The sequence below is a fragment of the Paenibacillus paludis genome, from assembly GCF_042610515.1.
Lineage (GTDB): Bacteria > Bacillota > Bacilli > Paenibacillales > Paenibacillaceae > Paenibacillus_AQ.
On the sequence record NZ_JBGJZP010000026.1, the window covers coordinates 13592 to 25468 of the forward strand.

Consider the following 11877-nt stretch of genomic DNA (forward strand, 5'->3'; position numbering starts at 1 on the left):
GAGGAAGTCATAATGGGTAATCAATCGCTTACACCGCGTCAAATCGTAGCAGAGCTCGATAAATATATCGTTGGCCAGAAGCAGGCAAAAAAATCGGTGGCAGTTGCACTGCGTAACCGTTACCGCCGCAGTTTGCTTGCTGAAGAGCTGCGGGATGAAGTTGTTCCAAAAAACATTCTGATGATCGGTCCAACTGGGGTAGGGAAGACTGAGATCGCCCGCCGGCTTGCCAAGCTTGTAAATGCCCCGTTCATCAAAGTAGAGGCTACGAAGTTTACCGAGGTTGGTTATGTGGGGCGCGATGTGGAATCCATGGTCCGTGATTTGGTGGAGACCTCCATCCGTATGGTTAAGCTTGAACGGACAGAGAAGGTGAAAGACCGGGCTGAGGAATTGGCAAATGAACGGATCGTCTCGATCCTTGTTCCGTCTACTTCCAAGAACAAGTCACAGCGGAATCCCTTCGAAATGATTTTCGGCGGCAATAACACAAGCTCCGAAGATACAAAGGAAGAGCCCGAGGATGGTTCGCTCAGCGAACGCCGGCGAGGTGTCAAATTCAAACTGCTGGCAGGGCAGCTGGAAGACGACATCATTGAAATCGACGTGGAGGATACCGCCCCTACGATGCTGGACATGTTTGCCGGACAAGGCAATGACCAGATGGGAATGAACATGCAGGAAATGTTCGGCAGTCTACTGCCCAAGCGGACCAAAAAACGCAAGCTGCCGATCAAAGAAGCACGCAAAGTGCTGATTCAGGATGAAGCGGCCAAGCTGATTGACATGGACGACGTCATTCAGGAATCCGTGTCCCGTGCCGAGCAGTCCGGTATTATTTTTATCGATGAAATCGATAAAGTTGCCAGCCAGGGCAAAGGTTCTGGACCGGATGTTTCCCGTGAAGGGGTGCAGCGTGATATATTGCCTATCGTCGAAGGATCTACGGTGATGACTAAATACGGACCTGTGAAGACGGATTATGTTCTGTTTATGGCAGCGGGAGCCTTTCATATTGCGAAGCCTTCCGACCTTATCCCTGAGCTTCAGGGGCGATTCCCGATCCGTGTGGAGCTGAGCAGTCTAACACTGGAGGATTTCGTCTCCATATTGACTGAACCGGAGAATGCGCTGACGAAACAATATGTTAATTTGCTCAAGACAGAAAATATTGAAATTCAGTTCCAGCCGGAAGCGATCCAGGAAATTGCCAAAATTGCAGCCTCTGTGAACCAGAACATGGAAAATATAGGTGCGCGTCGTTTGCATACCATTCTCGAGAAACTGCTGGAAGACCTATCTTTTGAAGCTCCTGAATTGACTCTCGAAACAATGGTAATCACTCCGGAATATGTTCGTGAAAAACTGTCAGAAATCGCACAAGACCGCGATTTAAGTCAGTATATCCTCTAATCCGACAGCCTCCAAAATTACTTCAAATTAGGTATATGGAAGTAGTGACATGACAAAAGTCGCTGGAAATCAACCTTTTTATGTCACTATATGCTAAATAAAGTTAGATATTGGAACGAAAAAGGTAAATAATTGAAAAACCATGCTTTAAGCCCTCTCTTTTCAGAAAAGATAGGGCTTATTTCTTATTGTAATAATATACAATTTCTAAGAGAATCAATGTATATGAGATTGACATTTTAAATCTTCATCGACAGCTTTCGACCTGCATCACATAAAAAAGTTAAAAATTTAGCTTTATTTGTCGAAAGTAGCAGGATTTCGGAAGAAGTTGTGGAATTCTTTTCATTATGATAGCTTTGGAAGGGGGGGATTTGCATGGGTTTGCTAAACAATGTCAGTTTTCAAAGACTACAGGCAGGCATTGATGCCGCCAATAAACGACAAAGTGTTTTGGCCAACAATGTGGCAAATAACGACACACCGAATTTCAAACGCTCCGACGTTTCTTTTGAAAGTTTGCTTAGGCAACAGGAAAGTGGACTGAAGTCAACGCTTAACGCGAAGATATCGGATTCCCGCCATTTCCAATTCGGATCGGCTACAGCCATTCCGTCTGCAGTAGTCACTACAGACCACACCACCTCGATGAACAACAATGATAATAATGTGGATATGGATCGCGAGATGGCGTTAAGCGCCGAGAATCAGCTTCGGTACAACTCTTATGTACATCTGATAAACAGTGACATCACTAAAATGCGCACAGCAGTTGAGGGGAGGTAGCAAATAGTGAATTTTGGTAGCAGTTTTGGAATAAGCGCTTCAGCTTTAACCGCTCAGCGGCTGCGGATGGATGTAATATCCTCCAACATTGCCAATGCTGAAACAACCAGAGCCTCTGTAGTGGACGGCAAAGCCGTACCTTACCGGAGAAAGCTGGTGGTGCTGGAGACAGCCGAGAACAAAAGCTTTTCCAACATATTGAATGCTAAGATGAATGGTGAAAGCGAAGGGGTTAAGGTACAGTCGATTATTGATGATGCCTCACCTATGAAGCCGGTATACAACCCCAGCCATCCTGATGCGGATGCCGAAGGTTATGTGTACATGCCTAACGTAGATGTCACGAAGGAAATGGTGGATATGCTTTCTTCCTACCGTTCCTATGAAGCTAATGTTACGATGCTGAACGCATCCAAGGCCATGGTAAGCAAAGCGCTTGAAATTGGACGGTAATTTTGAAATGACATCTTAGGAGGAAAACAGTTGATACAGAATTTAACTATCGGAGCCCAAGCTGTTCAACCGCTTGCTATGAAGCCAGTAGCTGCTGAGTCAGAAGTGGTTAGCGGTTCCAAACAAAGCTTTGGTTCTTATCTGCAGGATGCACTTAATCAAGTGGCAGAGCAAGAGCAATATTCCAAGGATATGAATAATAAATTCGTATTGGGAGAAGTCAACATTGATGAGGCTTTGATTTCTTCCCAGCAGGCATTGCTGAGTTTGCAGCTGACGACACAAGTCCGGAACAAAGTGATCGAAGCCTATCAGGAAATTATGAGAACTCAAATCTAAATAATCCTTAGCTTAGTTTCGGATGGGGTGACACTGTGAATGAACGATTGGCCCAGTACCGGGAGAAAATCACCCAGTATTGGAACAGATTTAGCGCTAAACAGAAGATTTTATTTTTTTCTACATTGTTTATCATTATTTTAATAATCGTAGTTTTGACCATGAGGCTTTCGAAAACGGAATATGAAGTGGCATTTCGAGATCTGGACAGCACAGACTCCGCTGGAGTCATGACTTACCTGGACACAAAAGGAATTTCATACCGTTTAAGTCCGGATGGACACAGCATATCCGTACCAAGCACAGAAGCCGCTCGCATTAAAGTGGATATTGGCTCGCAGGGAATCGTGCAGGGAGGTTCCATCGGGTATAAAGTGTTTGACGAATCTTCGTCGATGATCGGTACGACGGACAGTGAGTTTGATGTTAAATACAACAATGCTTTAAATGGTGAAGTGGAACAGCTGATGAGACGGATGCAGGGAATCAAGGATGCTAAGGTACTGATTAATTTGCCCAAAGAGACGGTCTTTGCCGCTCAAGAGGGTCAGGAGCAGGCTTCGGCTTCCGTTGTACTTTCCTTTGATCCAGGATTTAGACCATCACAGGACAATATTGACGGTTATTTCAACCTTGTAAAGACTGCTGTGCCGAATTTGCCGATTGACAACATCACGATTGCAAATAACGAGATTGAGTTGATGCCGACAGCTAAAGGCGGACAGGCAGGGGTTACCAACCAGGTTGAAGAAAACTTTGCTCTTCAAAAGAAATTTGAAGAAGAAGTTAAGAAAAATGTGAAACAGTTCCTAACTACGCTCACAGGACCGGATAAAGTTGATGTCCTTGTCTTCTCTAAGTTGAATTTTGACAAAGAGAACCGGAAAGAAGATCTTGTTACTCCGGTAGATACAGAGAATATGAAAGGGATTGAAATCAGTTCGCAGATTATCAGCAATTCCTATTCGGGGCAAGGAAATACTACCGGAGGCGTTGCGGGTACGGGCTCAGAAGATGTCTCAGGTTATCCATCTGGAACTAATACAGGCACTTCTACATCTGAAGAATCATCAGAGACCCGAAACTACGAAGTGAACCGGATCACCAAGGATATTATCGCTAGCCCGTATACTGTAAAAGATTTAACCATAAATGTTGCGGTTGAACCACCTACAGGACAAAATATTTTAGATGATAATACTTCAGCAGCAATTAAGAATATTCTGACCAATATTGTAAGAGCTACTCTAGCAGATTCAGGAGTCACTTATACAGACGCAGATTTGACCAAAAAAGTTTCGGTATACTCGCAACAATTTGGAGATACAGCTGCTGATACAGGGTCGGGCGGACTTGCTACGTGGATGATTTGGGCCATTGCTGCGGCAGCATTGCTGGTCGGCGCAGGCGGGGGATACTTAATTTACCGCAGCCGCAAGAAGACAGAAGAAGAAGAAGTGGAAGAAGACATTCCGCTGCAGGTTCCTACCGAGTTTCCTTCTATTAACTTGGAGAGCGTGACGAATGAAAGTCAGGTTCGCAAGCAGTTGGAAAGTCTGGCGAAGAAAAAGCCGGATGAATTCGTAAACTTGTTGCGTACATGGCTTGCAGACGAACAGAGGTGAACTAATGGCAAAAGCTAGCCAGCAGGGTCTCAGCGGCCGTCAAAAAGCGGCGATCCTGCTTATCACACTAGGCCCTGAGGTATCGGCACAAATATTCAAACATCTAAGAGACGAGGAAATTGAGCAACTGACTCTGGAGATAGCCAATGTCCGTAAGGTGGATAGCGGCGAGAAAGAGTCGATCATGTCCGAGTTTCACCAAATATGCCTCGCTCAGGAATATATCTCTCAAGGCGGTATTAACTACGCCAAGGAGATTCTGGAGAAAGCGCTTGGTTCAACCAAGGCTATGGAGGTCATTAACCGCCTGACGGCAACGCTGCAAGTCAGACCTTTTGATTTTGCACGCAAAGCTGATCCGCATCAAATATTAAACTTTATCCAGAATGAAAATGTACAAACTATTGCCCTTGTATTATCTTATCTGCAGTTTGAGCAGGCAGCTTCCATTCTTTCTTCGTTGCCACAAGAGAAGCAGGCTGAAGTTGCGAGAAGAATCGCGATTATGGATAGTACTTCACCAGAGGTCGTTACGCAAATCGAACGCGTGCTAGAGCAGAAGCTTTCTGCAACAGTAACGCAGGATTATACGAATGCAGGCGGTATCGAATCTATCGTACAGATCCTGAACGGTGTTGACCGGGGGACGGAACGAACGATTCTGGATTCCCTGGAAATACAGGATCCGGAGCTGGCCGAAGAGATCAAAAAACGGATGTTCGTATTCGAGGATATTGTCAATGTCGACAACCGTTCCATCCAGCGCATTATCAAAGATATCGAGAATGCGGATTTACAGCTTGCACTCAAAGTGGCCAGCGAAGAAGTACGCGATGTTATTTTCCGCAACATGTCCAAACGGATGGCCGAAAGCTTCCGCGAGGAAATGGAATATATGGGTCCAGTGCGGTTGCGTGATGTTGAGGAAGCACAGACCCGCATTGTAGGCACGATCCGCAGACTCGAAGAGTCAGGTGAAATTATCATCGCCCGTGGTGGAGGAGATGACATCATTGTCTAAGCTGATTAAACATTCTCAATATGTTCCCGTAGATGTGCTTAAGCGGCTGGAACAAGCCAGGCAGCATGCAGGGCTTGTAGAAGAACCGGCTCATGAAGAAACAGCAGCAGGAGAGGTTCAATATCAGGACCCGGCCCGTGAAGAGGCAGAGCAAGCACGCAAGCAAATGCTGAAGGACGCCCAGGAGTTCGCTGAAGGACAGGTCCGGAACGCATCGCAGGAAGCTGAGAATATTGTGGAATCGGCACGGAATGAAGCTGAGGAATGGTGGCGGCAGCGCAGGGAGCAGGATGAGCATCTTATAGAAGCTATCAAGGCGGAGGCGTTTCAGCAAGGGTATCAGGAAGGCGTCACACAGGCTGAACAGGATATGGTGCAAAAGCTTGCGGAGATGATGGAGGAAGCACGTAATGTTCTTCAAGAAGCATACCGCGGGAGAGACGTCATTATTCAGGAAGCTGAACCTTTCCTGGTGGAGCTTAGCTGCAGTATCGCCGAGAAAATTGTGGACAAGCAGCTGACGGTTGAACCGCAGTTCGCACTGGATCTGATCCGCAAGAATCTGGCCCGCAAACGTGAGCAGGGACTTATCTCCCTCTGCGTTTCACCTGCGCAGTTCGCTTTCGTCAATGCGGCCAGGGAAGAATTGGCGCTGGCGGTGGATTCGCAGGCCGAACTGCAAATCCTGCCTGATTCCACAGTTAAGGATCTTGGGTGTGTGATCCGCTCTTCCTTCGGCAGCATTGATGCACGAATCGACACTCAGCTTGCAGAAATCAAGAAAGAGCTGGTTCGAATCGCATTGGACACCGAGGAGCACAGAAATGGGGAAGGCGATGCTTGACAGTGGGCGATATAAAGAACAGCTGCGTAATTTCGATCCTGTAAGAATTAACGGGAAGGTTACCCAGGTGATCGGGCTAATGGTTGAGTCAGAAGGGCCGGATGCCAGCATCGGTGATGTCTGCTACATCTATCCTTCAAAAGGCAATAAGCCGCTGCAGGCTGAGGTTGTTGGCTTCCGCGATAATAAAGTGCTGCTGATGCCTCTTGGAGAATTGCAGGCGATAGGCCCCGGCTGTGATGTTGTAGGTACAGGCAAACCGCTGAGCGTTCAGGTTGGTTCCGAACTGCTTGGCAAGGTGCTGGATGGATTGGGCCAGCCGCTTGACGGCTCACTGATTCCGGCCCGGATGCCGCATAGCTCAACCTTCAATATTCCATCCAATCCGCTGAACCGTCCCCGGGTGCATGAGCCCATCAGTATTGGCGTCCGGGCGATCGACGGTCTGCTTACGATCGGTAAAGGTCAGCGGGTAGGGATTTTTGCAGGGTCCGGCGTCGGTAAGAGTACTCTAATGGGCATGATCGCCCGCAATACTTCGGCGGACGTGAATGTGATTGCCCTTATCGGTGAGCGGGGCAGGGAAGTGCTGGATTTCATTGAACGTGATTTAGGGCCTGAAGGTCTGCAGCGCTCAGTAGTTATTGTTGCCACATCCGACCAGCCGGCACTCATACGGATCAAAGGTGCGCTGATCGCCACAACGATTGCTGAATATTTCCGCGACCGGGGACTGAATGTGATGCTGATGATGGATTCGGTAACACGTTACGCCATGGCACAGCGCGAAGTAGGGCTGGCGGTAGGCGAACCTCCTGCAATGAGAGGTTACACCCCTTCCGTATTTGCCAGTCTGCCCAAGCTGCTGGAACGGGCGGGAACAGGGCCAACGGGTTCCATTACCGCTTTTTACACAGTGCTGGTTGACGGTGACGATATGAATGAACCCATTGCCGATGCTGTGCGGGGTATACTCGACGGACATATTGTGCTAAACCGGAATATCGCCAATAAAGGTCACTTTCCTGCAATTGATGTACTGGCCAGCATCAGTCGTGTAATGAAGGATATTGCTCCCGAGGAGCAAATTGACGCGGCCGAGAATGTAAAACGACTTATGGCGGTATATAAGGATTCAGAAGACTTGATCAATATCGGTGCCTATCAGAGAGGCTCCAATGCCCAGATTGATGAGTCGATGCATTATATCGACAGCATCTGGGATTTCACGAAACAGAAAGTTAACGAAAAAGTGACGCTGGCCGAGGTTCAACAATCATTAATTTCACAGTTCTCGAGGAGTTGATCAGCAGTGAGGTTCCATTATACTTTTCAAAAAGTTGTGGACTTGAAAGGCAACGAAAAAACACAGGCAGAGTGGATGCTTTCAAGTGCGCTCGGAGAATTGCAAGCCCAGGAAAAAAGTCTTGATGAATTAATCTCTCAGCGCAGCACACTGATGCTGTCCCTGCAAAGTGCAGCCGAACAAAAGACACCGATGGCCAAGATTCGAGAGATGCAGGATTACATGGATTATCTGGATACCTGTATCGCCCGCAAGCATTTGGATATCCGCCGGGCTCATGTAGAGGTGCAGCATAAGCAGGATCATCTTAGCACTAAGGTCCTTGACGAGAAGGTCTGGCTGAAAGCCAAAGACAAGGCTCAAACTATATTTCAGCAGAATATGATTTTACGGGAACAAAACGAACTGGATGAGATGGCTACCGTCCGCTTCGCGATGAAATCCCTCTAACCCGGGAGGTTTCCGCTAGTGGCTAACAATGATATGGAATTTGAAAATGAAGAGTCAGCAGGTAAATTCGAGCGGTTTTTGTTCTTAATGATTCCGATCATATTCACTCTCGTACTGCTTGGTGTGTTGTTGACTCTATTTAATATGGATATCCGCAACAACGTGCTGGCAATCGGAAACAAGATCCCTTTTATCGAAAAGGTGATTCCTGATCCTCCTGCCGAACCGGGGAGCGAGACTGCCACTGATCCTGAAGCGCAAAGCGAAGAGCAGGAGGCAAGTTCGGAAACAACGATCAAAAAACTTAAGGCTCAGGTTGCTGAGCAGGCCAAACAGCTGCAGCAGGTGACCGAAGAAAAAACGACTCAGGAAACACAGGTTCAGGCGCTCCAAAAGCAGATTGACGGTATGAAGGAAGAAGCTGCAGCTGCGGAGGTTGCTCCTGAGGAGACGGAAGATCCGTATGAAGTGAAGGTCGCTGAATTAGCCAAGCTGTATGCGGGAATGAAAGCCTCCAAGGCAGCTCCGATTATGGAGAATTTAACTACTGAAGAAATGGTTCAAGTTTTCAGCGCCATGAGTAAAGCCAGCAAAACAGCGATTCTGGAAAAAATGGATCCTAAAAAGGCTGCAGATGTCTCGATTAAGCTAAAAGAAACGACGGATTCTACCGATATGGCTATTGCAGCCCTTCAATCGAGGTTGAAGCAGAATGAGGCTAGTGTGGCTACAACAACTTCAAGCGCTAATCTCAATAAGGACAAGCTCAGCCAGACATTCACGTCCATGCCTGCGACAGAAGCGGCAACCTTGCTTGGTTCCATGTACAGTATTAGCCCTGATAAGGTGATTACGATATTGAATACGGTGAGCGACAGTGTAAGATCCTCGATCTTAGGCGAGATGACGAAGAAAAACAGCGCTCAAACTGCCAAAATTGTAAATCGGCTGATGGGTGGTAAATAACACTTGAAAGGAGGTGAAAAATAATGAGTTTAGTCGTTCCATCACTTTCTGGCGGTAACCTGACAACATCGGCAGGAACTTCTTCTGCTGCAACCGGAGCAGCTTCAGCTCTTGGTGGAGCAACTGCTGCAAACGGAACAACAACGGCAATGCCTTTTGCCCAGACTCTAGTTCAGAGTATGACTGGAGGAACTGCAAAGGAAACAGAGACGCCTTTACTGGGCAATCTGGCTTCATTGCTTCAGGGTTTGCTGAATAGCGCAAGCTCAACGGGGGAAGAAGCTGGTCAATCGCTGGGCGGTAAGGATGCAGAAAGTTCCGAGAGCTCTAAGCAGCTGGAAGGGCTTTTGCAGGATATTGAGAAGCTGGATGACAACATCAGCGCTGACCCTGCTTTGCTCGCTGCCCTGCAAGGCTGGCTGATTCAGGTATCGGCACTGCTGTCCGGCAGTAACAACCCTGCTGAGACTGGTGCAGCAAACATGGACATCGACCCTGCATCGGGCTTATCTCCGCTTGCCCAGAATTCAGAGACTGTGCGTTTTGTTGTTCAGGATGACCTTACTAGTCTAGTGAATCTGATTCAGCAGTCGTCCGTTACCGGGAATGAAAAAAATGCGGCCGAGGGTATTGAGCTGTTGAACGAGTTCACGGTCATTATGTCCCAAGCTGCCGTTTCTGAGAGTAAACTTAAGTCAAAACCAGTTATCCATGCGGAGGCATCAGCCGTAGAAAATAACGTTATTGCTAAAGAGTTAACTCGAGCAGAAACTTCTATACCGGACAATAAAGCCAAAACGGTAGAGGCAACAATCCTTAGCAATACTCCTGCTGTGACTTTGAAACAACAGGCAATGGCTGAGAATAACAGGCCTGTATATCATTTTGAAGCTAAGGCACCTGTACAAACTGTCGGCATTGCTGCCGCCACAACTGCCGCTAACGTTGAGAGCGCAGATCCGCTTACGCCTGTAACAAATACAGGTGCTGCTGAGGCAGAGGTGATCATAACACCGGCCTCCAAGACTGGAGCGGAGGTTAAACCAGCCGGAATCTTAGAAGAAGCTTTGCCCGAGATCAATGGGACTGCAGATGAGAACAATGTCGTGACTGCAGGACAATTGTCGCTTAGAGGCGGTATTACAGCGCCGTTGAAGGCAACGACAGTCCAAGTGCCCGTTCATCAATTTGCTCAAGAAATGGACAAAATGATCACGGGGAAACTTGAAATTCTAAAAAAAGGCGGGGTAGCTGAAGCTACAATTACGCTTTTTCCGGAAAATTTGGGACAAGTAGATGTTAAGATTACGATGCAAAACGGCAATTTGATTGCCCAGTTCTTGACTGAGCATTCCGGAGCCAAAGATATGCTTGAGCAGCAGATGAGTCAATTGCGCAGCGCATTGCAATCTCAAGGACTTCAGGTCGAGAAATTGGAAGTTTCGCAGAATTCAGCGCTTCTTTCCCAGTTCAACGGGCAGCAGGGACGTCAATCGGCTTCCGGAGGGCAACAGCAGGATGGTCGCTCCAAGGAACGTCGTGAGGAAATTGCTGATGCGGTGCTTGCCGCAGAGCTTAATGGGGAATGGAAGGATTGGGTAGCAAACGGCCAGGAGGATATCCGTAACGAAGGCGGAGGCTTCTCAGCCAAAGCTTAATATTTTGAAAAAGTGAGGTGAAATGAAATGGAATCAACGACTCCGATAACGACTACCAAAGATCAATGGAATTATGTAGTTCCGGACAGCAGCAAGAAAACAACAGGGAGCTCCGTCCTGGGCAAGGATCAGTTCTTGAAAATCCTCATGACTCAATTGCAGAATCAGGATCCCACGCAGCCTATGGAGGATAAAGAATTTATCGCCCAGATGGCTCAATTCTCATCGGTAGAGCAACTTATGAATATTTCGACCCAAATGACGGCTATGAGTCAGTCGCTTGGTTCGGTCTCCGGATTGATCGGCAAGGATATCACCTGGACTGATACGGAAACCAAACTTCCAAAGACAGGCAATGTGGAATCCATCGTTGTCAATAAGGGTGTGCAATATGCAGTTGTAGGGACTGAGCGAATTGCTTTAACCGACATTACACAAATCCAGAATGCAGCATCTAAAGTAGAAACTGTGAGCGACAAGACTCAAGACGACGCCGGGGAGAGCGGGGGGACAATATGAGCGAAAGGTTGACAATAGGACAACTGTATCCCTCAAGTGTACATCCGCAGGCTCTACAGCGACAGCAGGCAGCAAAGAATACGGTCAAAACAGAAGCTTCATTTGAAAGTGTGCTTCAGCGGAATTTACTGAAATTCAGCAATCATGCCGCGAAACGACTGGAGCAACGGGGGATTGAACTTGGAACCCGTCAATTGGATGAGATCTCTTCGGCAGTGGATAAAGCTGCAGCCAAGGGCAGCAAAGAATCCTTGATATTAATGAAGGATATGGCTCTAATCGTCAGTGTGCCTAATCGTACTGTAGTCACGGCTATGGATGGAAGCTCTATGAAGGACAATGTGTTCACACAAATTGATAGTGCAGTTATTATCTCGTAAACCGGCCGGTCCTATCGGGAGAGCCGGAGTAGACGCCGACCGACTGACGTGTCTACAGCTCAATTATGAATTACATTATAAATTATGGGTCAGTTGACTCTATAATCCGGGAGGATA

The 11877-nt window shown here is 47.4% G+C and carries 13 protein-coding genes; all 13 read left to right on the forward strand.

Annotation, left to right across the window (positions count from 1 at the left end; translation table 11 throughout):
- Positions 1–12: 12 nt before the first annotated feature.
- Positions 13–1413, forward strand: coding sequence for an ATP-dependent protease ATPase subunit HslU (gene hslU / locus ACAN56_RS31000; protein WP_038593546.1), 1401 nt, complete (start codon positions 13–15; stop codon positions 1411–1413).
- Positions 1414–1791: 378 nt separating this feature from the next.
- Positions 1792–2199 carry a flagellar basal body rod protein FlgB gene (gene flgB / locus ACAN56_RS31005; RefSeq protein ID WP_038593543.1) on the forward strand — a complete coding sequence of 136 codons (408 nt, stop codon included), beginning with the start codon at positions 1792–1794 and terminating at the stop codon, positions 2197–2199.
- A 6-nt stretch (positions 2200–2205) separates the two neighbouring features.
- Positions 2206–2652 carry a flagellar basal body rod protein FlgC gene (flgC, locus tag ACAN56_RS31010; protein ID WP_038593540.1) on the forward strand — a complete coding sequence of 149 codons (447 nt, stop codon included), beginning with the start codon at positions 2206–2208 and terminating at the stop codon, positions 2650–2652.
- Positions 2653–2682: 30 nt separating this feature from the next.
- The gene (gene fliE / locus ACAN56_RS31015) at positions 2683–2991 is read left to right on the forward strand and encodes a flagellar hook-basal body complex protein FliE (RefSeq protein WP_038593537.1); all 309 of its coding nucleotides are present in this window, start codon (positions 2683–2685) and stop codon (positions 2989–2991) included.
- A gap of 35 nt (positions 2992–3026) precedes the next feature.
- Positions 3027–4616, forward strand: a complete 1590-nt coding sequence (fliF, locus tag ACAN56_RS31020) for a flagellar basal-body MS-ring/collar protein FliF (RefSeq protein ID WP_038593534.1) — start codon at positions 3027–3029, stop codon at positions 4614–4616.
- 4 nt (positions 4617–4620) lie between these two features.
- The gene (gene fliG, locus ACAN56_RS31025) at positions 4621–5637 is read left to right on the forward strand and encodes a flagellar motor switch protein FliG (RefSeq protein WP_038593531.1); all 1017 of its coding nucleotides are present in this window, start codon (positions 4621–4623) and stop codon (positions 5635–5637) included.
- On the forward strand, positions 5630–6481 hold the full coding sequence (locus ACAN56_RS31030; RefSeq protein ID WP_379147677.1) for a FliH/SctL family protein: 852 nt from the start codon (positions 5630–5632) through the stop codon (positions 6479–6481). Before fliG ends, ACAN56_RS31030 begins: the two co-directional genes overlap by 8 nt.
- Positions 6474–7787: a flagellar protein export ATPase FliI gene (fliI, locus tag ACAN56_RS31035; RefSeq protein ID WP_038600094.1), complete on the forward strand. Its 1314-nt coding sequence runs from the start codon at positions 6474–6476 to the stop codon at positions 7785–7787. The genes ACAN56_RS31030 and fliI overlap by 8 nt, the downstream gene beginning before the upstream one ends.
- A 6-nt stretch (positions 7788–7793) precedes the next feature.
- Entirely contained in the window at positions 7794–8237 is a 444-nt protein-coding gene (fliJ, locus tag ACAN56_RS31040; RefSeq protein ID WP_038593525.1) for a flagellar export protein FliJ, read from the forward strand.
- Positions 8238–8255: 18 nt separating this feature from the next.
- On the forward strand, positions 8256–9203 hold the full coding sequence (locus tag ACAN56_RS31045) for a MotE family protein (RefSeq protein WP_379147679.1): 948 nt from the start codon (positions 8256–8258) through the stop codon (positions 9201–9203).
- 23 nt (positions 9204–9226) lie between these two features.
- Positions 9227–10861 (forward strand): flagellar hook-length control protein FliK, encoded by a 1635-nt coding sequence (locus ACAN56_RS31050; RefSeq protein WP_379147681.1) that lies wholly within the window; start codon positions 9227–9229, stop codon positions 10859–10861.
- Positions 10862–10888: 27 nt separating this feature from the next.
- Positions 10889–11380 (forward strand): flagellar hook assembly protein FlgD, encoded by a 492-nt coding sequence (flgD, locus tag ACAN56_RS31055; protein WP_379147683.1) that lies wholly within the window; start codon positions 10889–10891, stop codon positions 11378–11380.
- Positions 11377–11760, forward strand: a complete 384-nt coding sequence (locus tag ACAN56_RS31060; protein ID WP_038593513.1) for a TIGR02530 family flagellar biosynthesis protein — start codon at positions 11377–11379, stop codon at positions 11758–11760. The genes flgD and ACAN56_RS31060 overlap by 4 nt, the downstream gene beginning before the upstream one ends.
- Positions 11761–11877: the final 117 nt, after the last annotated feature.